This window comes from Streptomyces platensis (assembly GCF_008704855.1).
Classification (GTDB): domain Bacteria; phylum Actinomycetota; class Actinomycetes; order Streptomycetales; family Streptomycetaceae; genus Streptomyces; species Streptomyces platensis.
On record NZ_CP023691.1, the window covers coordinates 2,261,645 to 2,277,808 of the forward strand.

The following is a 16,164-nucleotide window of genomic DNA, read 5'->3' on the forward strand; positions in this document are numbered from 1 at the left end:
AGCTCAGCTCTGGCCGCCGGCCAGCTTCTCGCGGAGCGCGGCGAGGGCCTCGTCCGACGCCAGGGCGCCGGAGTTGTCCGCCGACTCCGAGGAGTAGGAGCCGCCGCCGCCACCGGCGTTGCCGCCGCCGGTCTGGCCGCCACCCTGCGCCGCCGGCGCCGCAGCGCCCTCGGCCGCAGCCTGCTCGTCGGCCTCGCGGGACTTGATGACCTGAGCCTGGTGCTGCTCGAAGCGCTGCTGCGCCTCGGCGTACTGGTTCTCCCAGGCCTCGCGCTGGGTCTCGTAGCCCTCGAGCCAGTCGTTGGTCTCGGGGTCGAAGCCCTCGGGGTAGATGTAGTTGCCCTGGTCGTCGTAGGACGCGGCCATGCCGTACAGGGTCGGGTCGAACTCGACGGCCGACGGGTCGGCGCCGAAGGACTCGTTGGCCTGCTTCAGCGACAGCGAGATCCGGCGACGCTCGAGGTCGATGTCGATGACCTTGACGAAGATCTCGTCGTTGACCTGGACAACCTGCTCCGGGATCTCGACGTGGCGCTCGGCCAGCTCGGAGATGTGGACCAGGCCCTCGATGCCCTCGTCGACGCGCACGAACGCACCGAAGGGAACGAGCTTGGTGACCTTACCCGGGACGACCTGACCGATCTGGTGGGTCCGGGCGAACTGCTGCCACGGGTCTTCCTGGGTCGCCTTGAGCGACAGGGAGACGCGCTCGCGGTCCATGTCGACGTCCAAGACCTCGACCGTGACCTCCTGGCCGACCTCGACAACCTCGGACGGGTGGTCGATGTGCTTCCAGGACAGCTCGGAGACGTGGACGAGACCGTCGACGCCGCCCAGGTCCACGAAGGCACCGAAGTTGACGATGGAGGAGACGACGCCGGAGCGCACCTGACCCTTCTGGAGGGTGGTGAGGAAGGTCTGGCGGACCTCGCTCTGGGTCTGCTCCAGCCAGGCACGGCGGGACAGGACCACGTTGTTGCGGTTCTTGTCCAGCTCGATGATCTTGGCCTCGAGCTCCTTGCCCACGTAGGGCTGGAGGTCGCGGACGCGGCGCATCTCGACCAGGGAGGCCGGGAGGAAGCCACGGAGGCCGATGTCGAGGATGAGACCACCCTTGACGACCTCGATGACGGTACCGGTGACGATCCCGTCCTCTTCCTTGATCTTCTCGATGGTGCCCCAGGCGCGCTCGTACTGGGCGCGCTTCTTCGAGAGGATCAGGCGGCCTTCCTTGTCCTCCTTCTGGAGGACCAGGGCCTCGATCTCGTCACCGACGGCAACGACCTCGTTGGGGTCGACGTCGTGCTTGATCGAGAGCTCGCGGCTCGGGATCACACCTTCGGTCTTGTAACCGATGTCGAGCAGGACCTCGTCCCGGTCGACCTTCACGATGACGCCGTCGACGATGTCGCCGTCGTTGAAGTACTTGATCGTCTCGTCGATCGCGGCGAGGAAGGCTTCCTCGTTACCGATGTCGTTGACCGCAACCTGCGGGGTGGTGGCGGTGGTCTCGGTGCTGCTCGTCATGTGGGTAAAGGCTCCGGTGCGGACATTGAAGTCGTAGGTACTGCTACGCCGAGAGCCTCTATCGCCTCTGCATAAGACCGGACAGTGTGAAGGGCGAGTCTGGGGGAAGCTCGCAAATGCAAAGCATCCGGAACGACCCGAATCGCCTCAAACCGAGGGGACATACATACAGATGCGAGCGCGGCCTGCTCCGTCTGAGGCGCGCAAGCCCGCAGCGCAACTTGTAGCATACGGGGGCAGCCGGACCCGGTCAATGCGCGAACGCGCACACCGGGGGCGGAATACCCCATAACCGGCACACGCGATGTTCCGCGAGGTCGAACGGCCTCACAGTCCCTGCAGCGACAAGCAGAGCAAAGACTACGACGACGGGCGCGATGAACCAAGACCACGAGCCCGAGGCGACCCGCCGTGACGCCTCGGACACCGAAAGCAGCCGGGCCAGCCGTGGATGGTGGGACCGCAACGCGGACGAGTACCAGAGCGAGCACGGTGCGTTCCTCGGGGACGACCGGTTCATCTGGGGGCCCGAGGGGCTGGACGAGGCGGAGGCCGCGCTGCTGGGGCCGGCCGCCGAGCTGAAGGGGCGGCGGATCCTGGAGATCGGGGCCGGCGCGGCGCAGTGCTCCCGCTGGCTGGCGGCGCAGGGCGCGCTCCCGGTGGCGCTGGACCTCTCCCACCGGCAACTCCAGCACGCGCTGCGGATCGCGGACGGCGCGACGGACGACGCCGTCGGGCTGGTGGAGGCGGATGCGGGGGCGCTGCCGTTCCGCGACCACAGTTTCGATCTTGCCTGCTCCGCCTATGGCGCGCTGCCGTTCGTCGCCGATCCGGTGCGGGTGCTGCGGGAGGTGCGCAGGGTGCTGCGGCCGGGGGGCCGGTTCGTCTTCTCCGTCTCCCACCCGATCCGGTGGGCCTTCCCCGACGAGCCGGGGCCGGAGGGGCTGTCGGTGGCGGCGTCGTATTTCGACCGCACGCCGTATGTGGAACAGGACGAGGCCGGCCGGGCCGTGTATGTCGAGCACCACCGGACGCTGGGTGACCGGGTACGGGACGTGGTGACTGCCGGGTTCCGGCTGGAGGATCTCGTCGAACCGGAATGGCCCGAGTGGAACACCCAGGAGTGGGGCGGCTGGTCCCCGCTGCGCGGGCATCTGATCCCGGGGACGGCGATCTTCGTGTGTACGGCGGACTCTTAGGGCTGTGTCTTAGGGGCCGCAGACGACTCGGAGGCCCGGGGCAGCGGACCGGGGTGCGGGGCCGGGGCGGCAGACTGGGGGCGTGATCCGCCGTGACGCCCTTGCCCAGCTGCCCGTCCGTACCGCGTTGCCCGCGCTGCGCGCCGCCCTCGACGGGCCCGGGAGCGCGGTGCTGTGCGCCCCGCCGGGTACCGGCAAGACCACGCTGGTGCCGCTGGATCTGGCGGGGCTGACCGGTGCGGGGCCGGTGCGACGGGTGCTGGTCGCCGAGCCGCGCCGGATGGCGGCCCGTGCGGCGGCGCGGCGGATGGCCTGGCTCCTGGGCGAGGAGGTCGGCACGGGGGCTGCCCCGGCGCAGGGCTGGGGCCGGGTGGGGTTCACGGTGCGGGGTGAGCGCCGGGCCGGGCCCCGTACCACCGTGGAAGTGGTGACCACCGGTGTGCTGCTCCAGCGGCTTCAGCGCGATCCGGAGCTGGCCGGGGTGGATGTGGTGGTGCTCGACGAGTGCCATGAGCGGCATCTCGACGCCGATACCGCCGCGGCGTTCCTCCTGGACGTACGGGAGACGCTGCGGCCCGAGCTGCGGCTGGTGGCGGCGTCCGCCACTACGGACGCGGAGGGGTGGGCGCGCCTGCTGGGCGGCGCCCAGGGCGCGGCGCCGGTGGTCGAGGCGGCGGGCGTGTCGCATCCCGTGGAGGTGGTGTGGGCGCCGCCGGAGCGGCCGGTGCGGCCGGCCCATGGGACGCGGGTCGATCCGGCGCTGCTGTCGCATGTGGCGGGGGTGGTGCGGCGGGCGCTGCGTGAGCGGTCGGGGGATGTGCTGTGTTTCCTGCCCGGTGTCGGGGAGATCGGGCGGGTCGCCGGGGAGCTGGCCGGGGTGGACGCCGAGGTGCTTCAGGTGCACGGGCGGGCGCCGGCGGCGGTGCAGGACTCCGTATTGGCGGGCGGGAACGGCGTACGGCGGGTGGTGCTGGCGACGTCGGTGGCGGAGTCCAGCCTGACCGTGCCGGGCGTACGGGTGGTGGTGGACAGCGGGCTGACGCGGGTGCCGCGGACGGATCACGCACGGGGGCTCAGCGCGCTCACCACTGTGCGGGCCTCCCGGGCGGCGGCCCGGCAGCGGGCCGGCCGGGCGGGGCGGGAGGCGCCGGGCGCGGTGTACCGCTGCTGGCCGGAGGGTGAGGACGGGCGGCTGCCGGCGTTCCCCGATCCGGAGATCAAGGTCGCCGATCTGACGGCGTTCGCCCTTCAGGCGGCCTGCTGGGGTGATCCGGCGGCGGACGGACTGGCCCTGCTCGACCCGCCGCCGGCCGGTGCGCTGGCCGCGGCGCGGGAGGTGCTGACGGCGATCGGTGCGGTGGACGGGGCCGGCCGGGCGACGGAGCGGGGCGCGCGGATGGCGCGGCTCGGACTGCATCCGCGGCTGGCGCGGGCTCTGCTGGACGGGGCGCCGGAGGCCGGGGTGCGGCGGGCGGCGGAGGTGGTCGCCCTGCTGAGCGAGGAGCCGCCGCGGGCCTATGGGGACGATCTGGCGGCGGCGTGGCGCACCGCGCGGCGGGGCGGGGATGCGTACGGAGCCAGGTGGCGGCAGGAGGCGCGGCGGTTGGCGTCGGCGGCCGGGGAGCCGCGTACCGGGTCGGGCGGGGACGGCGGGGCGGCGCTCACCGATGATGCCGTGGCCGGTCTCGTCGCCGCGCTGGCGTTCCCGGAGCGGGTGGCCCGGGCTCGTGGTGGCGGGAGCTACCTGATGGCGTCCGGGACGGGGGCCGAGACGGCGGGGGCGTCGGGCGGCTGGGGGCAGCGGCCGGGGTCCCCGGGCGCGGGGGGCGGTTCGGGGCTGCGGGACGCGGAGTGGCTGGCGGTGGCGGTGGCGGACCGGCCGGTGGCGGCCGCGTCGGCGCGGGTGCGGCTGGCGGCGGTGATCGACGAGGAGACGGCCATTGCGGCGGCGCCGGCGTTGTACGCGTCCGGTGAGGAGGTGCGCTGGTCGGACGGGGACGTGGTGGCCCGGCGGGTGACCCGGCTGGGGGCGATCGAGCTGGCGGCCCGGCCGCTGACCGCCCCTGACCCCGGGCTGCTGCGGGACGCGGTGGTGACGGGCCTGCGGCGGGAGGGGCTCGGGCTGCTGCGGTGGTCGGCCGCCGCGGCGTCGCTGCGGGAGCGGATGGCATTCGTGCACCGGGAGTTGGGCGCGCCCTGGCCCGAGGTCTCGGATGCGGCGCTGCTGGAGTGCGTCGAGGAGTGGCTGGGGGTGGAGCTGGGGCGGGCCCGGCGGCGGGCCGATCTGGAGCGGATCGATGCGGGGCAGGCGCTGGCCCGGCTGCTGCCGTGGGCGACCGGCGACGCGGCCCGTTTCGACGAGCTGGCGCCGGAGCGTCTCGAGGTGCCGAGCGGTTCCCGGGTGCGGGTGGACTACGGCGGTGCGCAGCCGGTGCTGGCGGTCAAGCTCCAGGAGTTGTTCGGCTGGCAGGAGTCGCCGCGGGTGGCCGGCGGGCGGGTGCCTGTGCTGGTGCATCTGCTCTCCCCCGCGGGTCGGCCGGCCGCCGTCACCGCCGATCTCGCCTCGTTCTGGCGGGACGGCTACCGGTCCGTGCGCGCGGAGTTGCGCGGCCGCTATCCGAAGCATCCCTGGCCGGAGGATCCGTCGACGGCGGAGCCGACGCGGCACACGTCGGCGCGCCTCAAACGGAGCTGAGCGGCGTCACGGGCCGCCGCCCGCCGCGCCGTCACCGGCCGTCGCCGCGGGGGCGGGCGGCCGGACCGCTGCGGGGGCGGGGCGGCGGCCGCGGGCTTCGAGGTACAGGCTCAGGGCGAGCAGCGCGGCGCCGAGGAGGAGGAAGCCCCAGGGGAGATAGCGGGTGAGCAGCAGGACGAGGGTGCGCTGTGAGGTCACCAGGGCGACGGTGGAGTCGACGTAGTCGGCGCGCATCTTCACATGGCCGGCGAAGGCGGTGACCTTGCCGCCGCCGGGCAGCAGATCGCCGCCGCGCAGCTCTTCCCGGTGGATCTCCTGGCCGTTGACGGGGGCGCCGGTGACGGGTTCGACCCAGAACATCCGCTTGGTGGTGTACCAGCGGGTGGTGCCCATCTTCGCGACGGACTGCGGGGTGATGCCCTTGACCGGCATCTTCTTGGGGAGGGCGACCTTGGTCCAGGGGATGGTCTGCTCGAAGTAGTAGACCTCCAGGCCGCGGAAGGTGCGAGTCCCCTTGTAGTGGATGGGGGCCGAGGTGCGGGTCTGGGCGTCGAAGTAGGTGTAGTCGCGGCGCTCGGTGAGGAACGGCCACTTGAACTCGATGCCCTCGCGGCGCACCGGGTCGCCGTCGACCATCTCGCCGGTGGCGTGCACGGGTTCCTGGGAGTGCGCGTCGAAGAGATAGCGCTCGGGGATCGCGGAGACCATCTTGCCGTCGGGTCCGGCGACGTAGGACAGCGCGTCCCAGACGACGATGTCCCGGCCCGCGGACTTCTCGATCCGGTCGGAGGCCGCCACATCGCCCTTGAGGGTCTGCACGATGGTGACCTTCGGGACGCGTTCGGCCTTCATCGTCCCGTAGTTGAGGAGGGTGGCGGGCCGGGCCTCCAGGACCATGTCCTGGTACTGGCCGGGCGGGATCTTGGCGAGGCGGGGGAAGGCGTACCACCGCATCAGCGGGGACAGCGCGGTGAAGAAGACGGCGCAGGCGAGCAGCACCAGGCTCGACCGACGGCGCATGCCGCGGGCGGGGCGGCGCCGGCCGGGTTCGGGCGGTGGACCGTCGGAGGTCCTCTGAGTGGGCACGGTACGGCGCATGGCGGGCGCGTCCCTCCCTCAGGGGTGCTTGGGGACAGTGGTCAGCAGCGGTTCGGGGGAGGTCGTGCCGCTGGGTGCGCCGGTCGCCGTGAGGGTGAGGACGAGGGCGAACGCCGCGGCCAGTCCGACCGCGGCTGCTGTCAGGGCGCGCATGGCCGGCCTCCCGGGAGCTGATGCTGCGTCAGGGCGGGGGCACCGTAGCAACGGGCGGCGCAGATGAGAACACGTGGCACCGCCGTCCTGCCCGGGACGGCGGGCAGGACGGCGGAGGCATACCGGGCGCGGACGGCGGCCCGGGGTGTGGAACCGGCCGCGCGGACGGGCCGGCCGGCGTGGTCAGGAGCCGGCCGGGGCGGCGACCTTCAGCTTGACGGTGAGGACGGCGCCGTCGGCGGTGGTCAGCCTCAGCAGGAACGTTCCCGAGTGCGCGTCGGTGTAGATCTTCGGGAGTTTCAGCAGGCCGTTGGCGTCCGTGGTGAGCCCGGTGAGCGTGCGGACCGGCTTGTCCCCGTCGTGGCCGGTGGCCGCGGGGTCCTTGAAGTAGGGGCCCTTGTCGTTCTCCACGGGCCGCTGCGGATCGTTGGTGACCATGGTGGCGGTGACCGCCACTCCCGCCGCGAGCTCGCCCCGGTAGGTCGCCTTGATCTCGACCGCGTCCTCCGCGAAGGCCTTTCCGGCGGTCGCCGTCAGCTCCTTGTCCGAGGTACGGGCGAGCTTGTCGGCCTTCGGGGCGGGCTTGGCCTTGACGGTGGCGCCGACCTCGACGGCGGGCGCGGTGTGCCGCACGGTGCTGACCCGGATGCGGAAGTCCCCGGTCCGGTCGCCCGCACGCAGAGTGGGGGCGGTCGCCAGGCCGTCCTTGTCCGTGGTGACGGTGACGGCGGTCGCGTCGCCGGGGAAGCGGGCGTCGGTGGCCGGGGGGAGGGTGAAGCGGACGGGGACACCGGCGACGGCCTTGCCCTGGGCATCCTGGGCGCGGACCTGGGGCGGGGTGGCGAACTCGGCGCCCGCGGTGGCCGTCAGATCCTTGTCGCCGACCCGTACGAGGGTGGTGGGGTGCGCGGGCTCGGGGCTGGGGGTGGGCTTCTGGGTGGGGGGCTGCGTGCCGCCCGGGGTGGGGCGGGTGCCGTCCGGGCGCCCCGGTTTGCCGGGGTGGTGCTGCTGTCCCTTGCCGGGCTTGCCGGGCTTGCCGGGCTTGGACGGCTTGTCGGAGCTGCCGGGGCGCGGGCTCTTGTCCGACTCGGCGCCGGAGCCGCGGCCGTGGTGCCGCTTGCCTTCGGACCGGCCGCCGTTGTTGTCGCCGGACCGGCCGGCGTCGCGGTGGACCGGCAGCACGCCCTTGCCGTCCGGTACCTCGTGGGTGCCGTTGCGGTAGAACGCGTACCAGGACAGCACCGTGCGCAGATACGCGTCGGAGTGGTTGTAGCCGAGGATCGCCCGGTCCAGGTCGGCCTGAGCCGTCAGATCGCGGTCGCCGGCGCAGAGATAGCGGCCCGCGGCGAGCGCCGCATCGAAGACGTTGTGGGGGTCCTTCTTGCCGTCGCCGTTGCCGTCAGCGCCCCAACCGGTGCCGTCGGGGCCGCCGTTGGACCAGGTGGACGGGATGAACTGCATCGGGCCCACGGCGCGGTCGTGGGTGAGGTCGCCGTCATAGCGGCCGGCGTCGGTGTCGGTGATCCGGGCGAAGCCGTGGCCGTTGAGCTGCGGGCCGAGTATCGGACGGAGGGTGGTGCCCTCGGCGTCGACCGCGCCGCCGCGCGCCTGGCCGGACTCGACCTTGCCGATCCCGGCGAGCAGCTGCCAGGGCAGCCGGCAGCCCGGGTCGGAGGCGTCGATCGTGGTCGCGGCCTTCTTGTACGCGGCCAGGACGGTGGCGGGGAGGCCGGCCTCGGCGGGCCCCCGGCCGGTGGCGGGGCCCTTGCCGGTGTGCGGCGAACCGTGCGGCGGCACCGGGCTCTTGAGGGGCGGCAGGTCGGTGTAGTACGCGGAACCGCCGTCGATCGGGACATCGGCGGGCGGCGGGGCCGGCCGCCGTTTCGCGGCCGCGGCGCCGGTGGCTCCCGGCGCCTGAGAGGCGGTCAGCGCGGCCAGCACCAGGGCTGCCACGGCCGTCGAGGCCGCTCCCCTTTGGAGCCGCCGTCGGAATGTGGCTGCCATACGTGGTTCCCCTCCGCATTGCCTGACCGCGCTCCTGACGCGGTATCGCGCTCCCCAGCGCGCCAACTCAGGCGAGACTACGACAACTCGGGCCTGGCATCTACCACCCGCTTCACCCACATAATGATCTGAATCGATCAAGGAGTGGCACATGCCGTTCACGCTCAGCCATGCCGCCGCCGTGCTCCCGGCCATCCGGCGGAACGGCGCGGCCCGCGGTCCGCTGGTCGCCTCGGCACTCGTGGCGGGGTCGTTCGCACCCGATATGACGTACTACGCGGACTCCCTGGTTCCCGGCGGCATGGCTTTCGGCGATTTCACCCACTCACTGCCCGGGGTGCTGACCGTGGATGTGCTGGTCACCGCGGCGCTCGTGGGCGGCTGGCTGCTGGTGCGCGAGCCGTTGATGGCGCTGGTGCCGCGGGCGTGGCGCAGCACGGTCCACACCTTCGTCCGCGGCCGGTCCTGGCGGCCCCAGGGGCCCCGTGAACTCGCCGCCCTGGTGGGCTGGTTCGTGGTCTCGGCGGTCCTCGGGGCGGTGACCCATGTGGTCTGGGACGCCTTCACCCACCCCGGCCGCTGGGGCACCCGGCTGGTGCCCGGCCTGGACCGGGTCGTGGGCGGCCTGCCGCTCTCTACGTATGTCCAGTACGGCACCTCGGCGCTCGCACTGGCCGCGATGGGCGCGTTCGTGTGGCCGATCCTGCGGCGGCGGGACGGCGGCGGCACGGCGGCCGGGGCGGCCGTGCCGGTCGCGGTACCGGTGCTGACCGTACGGCTGCGGCTGCTGCTGACCGCCCTGCTCGCGCTGTGTGTGGCGGCCGGCACCGTGCACCGTGTCCTGCGGGCGCGCGCCGTGTTCGGGCCCGAGGTGAGCGCGCTCGACTACCTCCCGACCGCGCTCTTCGGTGCCGGGGCCGGCCTCGTCCTCGGGCTGCCGCTCTACGCGGTGGCCGTACGACTGCTGCACCGCCGCAGTCTCCGCAACCGGGCGGCCGGCGGCACGGGCCGCCCGCCGAGGCCCGCGGAGCGGACCGTGCCCCGGGCGGTGGCGCCGGGCGCCGCGGATGCGCCGCCCGTGACCCCGTCCGGGGCCGCGGCCACGTCGCCGAACTCGCCGTCCGCCACGGAGTGACGGGGCCCGAGGACCCCGCTCGCACCCGCGCCCGCACCCGCGCCGCCGCGCCCCGTCGGGCTACTCGACGAGCGCCGGGCCGGGCTCCGGGCACCGGGGCCGGGGCCGGGGCGGCGCGCCGGGCGGCCCGGAGCAGGAAGGCGCCGCAGACGAAGCCGATGGCGGCCGCGAGCAGATGTCCGACGGTGGTGAAGTCGGGCAGCACCCCGCTCCAGTCGCCGCCGAGCACCGGCCAGGCGACGACTCCGGCCGCCGCGAGCCAACGTGCCCGGGGCAGCAGCAGCGCCCCCGCCGCGAGCACCGTCTCGGCCCCGTAGCTGATGCCGAAGTCGGGGGCGTGCCGGACGCTGTCCGGGTACCAGCCGTGGGCGAGGGCCACCTGGATCACCGGCACGGTGAGCAGCGTCGCCGCGAGATGCCCCAGGAGGAAGATGCCGTAGGCGCGCCCCGGTCCGTACCGCCGTTCCAGCCATGCCAGGCTCACGGCGACGCCGAGGCCGAGCGTGATCAGCGTGCCGGCGAATGCCTCCGAGGCGATCTCGGTCAGGGTGCCGTCGAAGAACAGCAGGCTGCCCGCCAGCACCCGGAGCGGACGGTCCTGAAGATTGTCCAGATGGGTACTGACGCCGAGCAGCACCCGCTGGGACTCCGCGGTGGACAGCACCGCGGTGCACCAGACATGCGTCGCCAACAGCAGGGCGAGATAGCCGACGGTGACCGGGCTACGGGAGACATAGGTGCCCAGGGCGCGGGCCGCACGACGCATCACGCGGTGATCAAAGCACAGCGCTTCCGGGCGGAACACGCTCCATGACGCGCCGGGCGACGACCGGTTTCACGCCACCGGCGGGCGGGCCCGGACCGGTCGCAACTCGCTGCGGTGCGGGCCGGGTTGGGTGATGCGGGCGGGTGGTGGCGCGGGGCATTCGCGCCACCACCCGTGTCCCGGCTCAGTGGGCTGCCGACTCCCAGTCCTTGCCGAAGCCGACCGAGACGTCCAGCGGGGCGCTCAGTTCGGCCGCGGCGGCCATTTCGCGGCGGACCAGTTCCTCGACCTGCCGGCGTTCGCCGGGGGCCACCTCGACCACGATTTCGTCATGGACCTGGAGCAGCAGCCGGGACTCCAGCTCCGCGGTCCGCAGCGCCGCGTCGACCCGCAGCATCGCGATCTTGACGATATCGGCGGCGGTGCCCTGGATCGGGGCGTTGAGCGCCATCCGCTCGGCCGTCTCGCGGCGCTGGCGGTTGTCGCTGTTGAGGTCGGGGAGATAGCGGCGGCGGCCGAGCATCGTCTCCGTGTAGCCGGTGGCGCGGGCCTCCTCCACGACGCGCTGGAGGTAGTCGCGCACCCCGCCGAAGCGCTCGAAGAAGTTGTCCATCAGCTTGCGGGCCTCATCGGGCTGGATGCCCAGCTGCTGAGAGAGGCCGAAGGCCGACAGCCCGTACGCCAGGCCGTAGGACATCGCCTTGATCTTGCGGCGCATCTCCGGGTCGACCTTGGTCTTGTCGACCGAGAAGACATGCGAGGCGACGGTGGTGTGCAGGTCCTCACCGGAGGTGAACGCCTCGATCAGGCCCTCGTCCTCGGAGAGATGGGCCATCACCCGCAGCTCGATCTGGCTGTAGTCGGCGGTCAGCAGCGAATCGAAGCCCTCGCCGACGACGAAGCCGCGGCGGATCGCCCGGCCCTCGTCCGTGCGCACCGGGATGTTCTGGAGATTGGGGTCCGTGGAGGACAGCCGGCCGGTGGCCGCCACGGTCTGGTTGAAGGTGGTGTGGATCCGGCCGTCGGCGGCGATGGTCTTGATCAGGCCCTCGACGGTCGTGCGCAGCTTGGCCTGCTCACGGTGCCGGAGCATGATCACCGGGAGCTCGTTGTCGGTCTGCGCGGCCAGCCACGCGAGCGCATCGGCGTCGGTGGTGTAACCCGTCTTGGTCTTCTTGGTCTTGGGCAGGCCCAGCTCGCCGAAGAGGACCTCCTGGAGCTGCTTGGGCGAGCCCAGGTTGAACTCATGGCCCGCGGCGGCGTGCGCCTCCTTGACGGCCTGCTGCACCGCGCCGGCGAACTGCTGCTCCATCCGCTCCAGCCAGCCCCGGTCCGCGGCGATACCGGCCCGCTCCATCCGGGCCAGCAGCACGCTGGTCGGCAGCTCCACATCGCGCAGCAGCCCGGCCGCGCCGGCCTCCGCCAGCTTCGCCTCGAACGCCGTCCCCAGATCGAGGACCGTACGGGCCTGCCCCATCAGGGCGTCCGCCTCGGCCTCCTCGTCCGCGCCGAACGCCAGCTGGCCGTCACCGGCCGCCGCCGGGGCGAGATCACGCCCCAGGTATTCGACGGACAGTGCGTCCAGGGCGAAGGAGCGGCGGCCCGGCTTGACCAGATAGGCGGCCAGCGCGGTGTCCATGCCGACGCCGTCGATGGTCCAGCCGTGCTCGCCGAAGACCCGCATCAGGCCCTTGGCGTTGTGCATCACCTTGGGGCGGGCGGCGTCCGCGCTCCAGGCGGCGAAGGCCCGCTCGTCGGCCTCGTCGAGCTGCGACGGGTCGAACCAGGCGGCCGGGCCGTCGGCGGCGGCCAGCGCGATCTCTGCGACGCTGCCGCTGCCGAGGGTCCAGACGTCGACCGTGGCCACGCCGAGCGGTCCCGTGCCGTGTTCGGCCAGCCACGGAGCGAGTTCACCCGCGCCGATGACGGTGCCGTCCACCTCGACGCCGGGGGCCGGGGCGGCCTCGTCGGCGGCCTCGGCGGCGCCCGGGTCGACGGCGTGCAGCCGGTCGCGCAGGCCCTGGTTGCGGATCTCCAGGGCGTTGAAGAGGACCGCGAGGGCGTCACGGTCGTACGCCTCGCGGGTCAGCTCCGCCGGGCCGCACGGCAGCTCGACATCGCGCACCATCTCCGTGAGCCGGCGGTTGAGCTTCACCGCCTCCAGGTGCTCGCGGAGGTTGGCGCCCGCCTTGCCCTTGACCTCGTCGACGCGCTCCACCAGCTCGGCGAACGAGCCGAACTGGTTGATCCACTTCGTGGCGGTCTTCTCGCCGACGCCCGGGATGCCGGGGAGGTTGTCGGACGGGTCGCCGCGCAGCGCCGCGAAGTCCGGGTACTGGGCGGGGGTCAGGCCGTACTTCTCGAAGACCTTCTCCGGGGTGAAGCGGGTCAGCTCCGAGACGCCCTTGGTGGGGTAGAGGACCGTGACGTCGTCGGAGACCAGCTGGAAGGAGTCGCGGTCGCCGGTGACGATCGAGACGTGGAAGCCCTGGGCGGTGGCCTGCTCGGTGAGGGTGGCGATGACGTCGTCGGCCTCGAAGCCCTCGATCGCGAAGCGCTTGACCCGCATCGCGTCGAGCATCTCGCCGATCAGCTCGACCTGGCCCTTGAACTCGTCGGGCGTCTTGGAGCGGTTCGCCTTGTAGTCCGCGAATTCCTCGGACCGCCAGGTCTTGCGGGAGACGTCGAACGCCACCGCGAAATGCGTGGGCGCCTCGTCGCGCAGGGTGTTCGCGAGCATCGACGCGAAGCCGTAGATCGCATTGGTCGGTTGTCCCGTGACGGTCGTGAAATTCTCCACGGGCAGGGCGAAGAACGCCCGGTATGCCATGGAATGCCCGTCCATCAGGAGCAGGCGGGGACGGCCGCCCGCCGCCGCTTCGGTCCCGGTCGCTTCGCTCTTCTTCGCTGCCTTTGCTGCCACGCCCCCGATCCTGCCACGCCCCACTGACAATCCCCGCCGCGGCGGCCCCGGCCCCTCGCCGTACACCGCTCCGCCCCCGTCGCCGCACACCGCACCGGCACCCGCCCGCACACCGCTCGGGCCGTGCCGCACCCCCGGGAACCGCCCCCGCCCGCACCTGCGGCGAGCACCTCTACACCGCCCCGCACGTCCGTGACAGGATCTGATGCGTACCGCAACGATCCGCCGGTGCCGGCGGAGCAGCTCACGGCTCAAGGGAGAGCGCCATGGCAGGCAAGCCGCCCGCGTCGGACCCCGTCCAGGACGCGCCCCAGGTCAGCGCACCCCAGCACGCCGCCGTCGGGCTGCCGGCGATCGCTCACGCGCTGCGCATCTCCCAGCAGCAGATGGGCGTGCGCCGCACCGCCCTCACCCTGCTGCGGGTCAACCAGCCGGACGGGTTCGACTGCCCCGGCTGTGCCTGGCCCGAGCCCGACAAGCCGCACACCGCCGAATTCTGCGAGAACGGCGCCAAGGCCGTCGCCGAAGAGGCCACCCTGCGCCGCGTCACCCCGGACTTCTTCGCCGCGCACTCCGTTGCCGACCTCGCGGACCGCAGCGGCTACTGGCTCGGCCAGCAGGGCCGCCTCACCCACCCCATGTACCTCGCCGAGGGCGCCGACCACTACGAGCCGGTGAGCTGGGAGCGGGCCTTCGACATCGTCGGCGAGGAGCTGACCGCCCTCGACTCCCCCGACGAGGCCGTCTTCTACACCTCCGGGCGCACCAGCAACGAGGCCGCCTTCCTCTACCAGCTCTTCGCCCGCGAATTCGGCACCAACAACCTCCCCGACTGCTCCAACATGTGCCATGAGTCGTCGGGCTCCGCCCTGACGGAGACCATCGGCATCGGCAAGGGCAGCGTCCTCCTGGAGGACCTCTACAAGGCCGACCTGATCATCGTCGCCGGCCAGAACCCGGGCACCAACCACCCGCGGATGCTCACCGCCCTGGAGCAGGCCAAGGCCGGCGGCACAAAGATCATCTCGATCAACCCGCTGCCCGAGGCCGGACTGGAGCGCTTCAAGAACCCGCAGACCCCGCGCGGTCTGGCCGGCGGCGGCACCGCGCTGACCGACCTCTTCCTCCAGGTACGCCTCGGCGGCGACCAGGCACTCTTCCGCGCCCTCAACCGCCTCGTGCTCGACACCGAGGGAGCCCTCGACGAGGACTTCATCCGTGAACACACCCACGGCTTCGAGGAGTTCGCGCGCACGGCCCGCGCCGATGACGACTGGGACGAGACGCTGCGCGCCACCGGCCTGACCCGCGCGGAGATCGACCGCACGCTCGCCATGGTCCTCGCGTCGAAGCGCACCATCGTGTGCTGGGCCATGGGCCTGACCCAGCACAAGCACTCCGTCCCCACCATCCAGGAAGTCGTCAACTTCCTCCTGCTGCGCGGCAACATCGGCCGCCCCGGCGCCGGCGTCTGCCCCGTACGCGGCCACAGCAACGTCCAGGGCGACCGCACCATGGGCATCTTCGAGCGGCCCGCGCCCGCCTTCCTCGACGCCCTGGAGAAGGAGTTCGGCTTCGCTCCGCCCCGGGAGCACGGCCTCGATGTCGTCCGCGCCATCCGCGCGCTGCGCGACGGGCAGGCCAAGGTGTTCTTCGCGATGGGCGGCAACTTCGTCTCCGCCACCCCCGACACCGACGTCACCGAGGCCGCCATGCGCCGCGCCCGGCTGACCGTCCATGTCTCCACCAAGCTCAACCGCTCGCATGTGATCACCGGCGCCCGCGCACTGATCCTGCCGACGCTGGGCCGTACGGAACGCGATGTGCAGACCGGCCCGGACGGCGCGCCCGCCGAACAGTTCGTGACGGTCGAGGACTCCATGGGCATGGTGCACGCCTCCCGCGGCCGCCTGGCGCCCGCCGGCCCCCAGCTGCTGTCCGAGACGGCCATCGTCGCCCGGCTGGCGCGCCGTGTCCTGGGCGCCGGAAGCCGCACCCCCTGGGAGGAGTTCGCGCGGGACTACGCGACGATCCGCGACCGTATCGCCCATGTCATCCCGGGCTTCGAGGACTTCAACACCAGGGTCGCCCGCCCCGGAGGCTTCGCCCTCCCGCACGCCCCCAGGGACAAGCGCAGCTTCCCCACCGCCACCGGGAAGGCCAACTTCACCGCCGCGCCCGTCGAATACCCCACCGCCCCCGAAGGGCGGCTGCTGCTCCAGACGCTGCGCTCCCACGACCAGTACAACACCACCGTCTACGGCCTCGACGACCGCTACCGCGGCATCAAGAACGGCCGCCGGGTGGTGCTCGTCCACCCCGACGACGCCCGCGAACGGGGCCTGGCCGACGGCGCGTACACCGACCTGGTCAGCGAATGGACGGACGGCAGCGAGCGGCGCGCGCCCGGCTTCCGCGTCGTGCACTACCCGACGGCCCGCGGCTGCGCGGCCGCCTACTACCCCGAGACCAATGTCCTGATCCCGCTCGACCACACCGCCGACACCAGCAACACCCCCGCCGCCAAGTCGATCGTGATCCGCCTGGAGAGCCCCCGGGAGGACTGACCGCCCACGGGGCGGCCGGGCGGGAACAACGACCCCGCGCTGAGCGCTTGCTCAGGGGCCTGATAGGAACAGCACGGATCGACGACGATCACGGGCG

9 protein-coding genes and 1 pseudogene are annotated in these 16,164 nt (G+C 72.8%); 4 read left to right on the plus strand and 6 right to left on the minus strand.

Annotated elements, in window-relative coordinates:
• Positions 1-3 precede the first annotated feature (3 nt).
• Entirely contained in the window at positions 4-1,527 is a 1,524-nt protein-coding gene (gene rpsA, locus CP981_RS09820) for a 30S ribosomal protein S1 (protein ID WP_085928694.1), read from the minus strand.
• Positions 1,528-1,904: 377 nt separating this feature from the next.
• On the opposite strand from rpsA, the gene CP981_RS09830 reads away from it, so the two are divergent.
• Together CP981_RS09830 and hrpB are read left to right on the plus strand one after the other, a co-directional pair.
• A complete protein-coding gene (locus CP981_RS09830; RefSeq protein ID WP_085928695.1) occupies positions 1,905-2,726 on the plus strand; it encodes a class I SAM-dependent methyltransferase in 822 nt (273 codons plus the stop codon).
• A gap of 82 nt (positions 2,727-2,808) precedes the next feature.
• Complete coding sequence (gene hrpB / locus CP981_RS09835) at positions 2,809-5,421, plus strand: ATP-dependent helicase HrpB (protein WP_085928696.1); 2,613 nt, start codon at positions 2,809-2,811, stop codon at positions 5,419-5,421.
• A gap of 6 nt (positions 5,422-5,427) precedes the next feature.
• On the opposite strand, the gene pgfA is transcribed toward hrpB, so the two are convergent.
• The 3 genes from pgfA to CP981_RS09850 all read right to left on the minus strand — a co-directional run bounded on the left by pgfA (position 5,428) and on the right by CP981_RS09850 (position 8,676).
• A complete protein-coding gene (gene pgfA, locus CP981_RS09840) occupies positions 5,428-6,441 on the minus strand; it encodes a cell envelope lipid trafficking protein PgfA (protein ID WP_085928697.1) in 1,014 nt (337 codons plus the stop codon).
• A gap of 96 nt (positions 6,442-6,537) precedes the next feature.
• The gene (locus tag CP981_RS09845; RefSeq protein ID WP_107429620.1) at positions 6,538-6,672 is read right to left on the minus strand and encodes an SPW_0924 family protein; all 135 of its coding nucleotides are present in this window, start codon (positions 6,670-6,672) and stop codon (positions 6,538-6,540) included.
• Between the two features lie 183 nt (positions 6,673-6,855).
• Positions 6,856-8,676 (minus strand): lytic transglycosylase domain-containing protein, encoded by a 1,821-nt coding sequence (locus CP981_RS09850; RefSeq protein WP_208852919.1) that lies wholly within the window; start codon positions 8,674-8,676, stop codon positions 6,856-6,858.
• Positions 8,677-8,827: 151 nt separating this feature from the next.
• On the opposite strand from CP981_RS09850, the gene CP981_RS09855 reads away from it, so the two are divergent.
• Positions 8,828-9,811 carry a DUF4184 family protein gene (locus CP981_RS09855; protein ID WP_085924816.1) on the plus strand — a complete coding sequence of 328 codons (984 nt, stop codon included), beginning with the start codon at positions 8,828-8,830 and terminating at the stop codon, positions 9,809-9,811.
• Positions 9,812-10,010: 199 nt separating this feature from the next.
• On the opposite strand, the pseudogene CP981_RS39515 reads toward CP981_RS09855, so the two are convergent.
• Both CP981_RS39515 and polA read right to left on the minus strand, forming a co-directional pair.
• Positions 10,011-10,577, minus strand: a pseudogene (locus tag CP981_RS39515) (rhomboid-like protein); the annotation flags it as partial.
• Positions 10,578-10,761: 184 nt separating this feature from the next.
• The gene (gene polA, locus CP981_RS09860; protein ID WP_085924817.1) at positions 10,762-13,500 is read right to left on the minus strand and encodes a DNA polymerase I; all 2,739 of its coding nucleotides are present in this window, start codon (positions 13,498-13,500) and stop codon (positions 10,762-10,764) included.
• Positions 13,501-13,766: 266 nt separating this feature from the next.
• On the opposite strand from polA, the gene CP981_RS09865 reads away from it, so the two are divergent.
• On the plus strand, positions 13,767-16,067 hold the full coding sequence (locus tag CP981_RS09865) for an FdhF/YdeP family oxidoreductase (protein WP_085924818.1): 2,301 nt from the start codon (positions 13,767-13,769) through the stop codon (positions 16,065-16,067).
• Positions 16,068-16,164 lie beyond the last annotated feature (97 nt).

Coding starts and splice junctions, on each gene's coding strand:
- rpsA (WP_085928694.1), bottom strand. CDS start 1,527: ATGACGAGCAGCACCGAGACCACCGCCACCACCCCGCAGGTTGCGGTC.
- CP981_RS09830 (WP_085928695.1), top strand. CDS start 1,905: ATGAACCAAGACCACGAGCCCGAGGCGACCCGCCGTGACGCCTCGGAC.
- pgfA (WP_085928697.1), bottom strand. CDS start 6,441: ATGCGCCGTCGGTCGAGCCTGGTGCTGCTCGCCTGCGCCGTCTTCTTC.
- CP981_RS09845 (WP_107429620.1), bottom strand. CDS start 6,672: ATGCGCGCCCTGACAGCAGCCGCGGTCGGACTGGCCGCGGCGTTCGCC.
- CP981_RS09850 (WP_208852919.1), bottom strand. CDS start 8,676: ATGGCAGCCACATTCCGACGGCGGCTCCAAAGGGGAGCGGCCTCGACG.
- CP981_RS09855 (WP_085924816.1), top strand. CDS start 8,828: ATGCCGTTCACGCTCAGCCATGCCGCCGCCGTGCTCCCGGCCATCCGG.
- CP981_RS09865 (WP_085924818.1), top strand. CDS start 13,767: ATGGCAGGCAAGCCGCCCGCGTCGGACCCCGTCCAGGACGCGCCCCAG.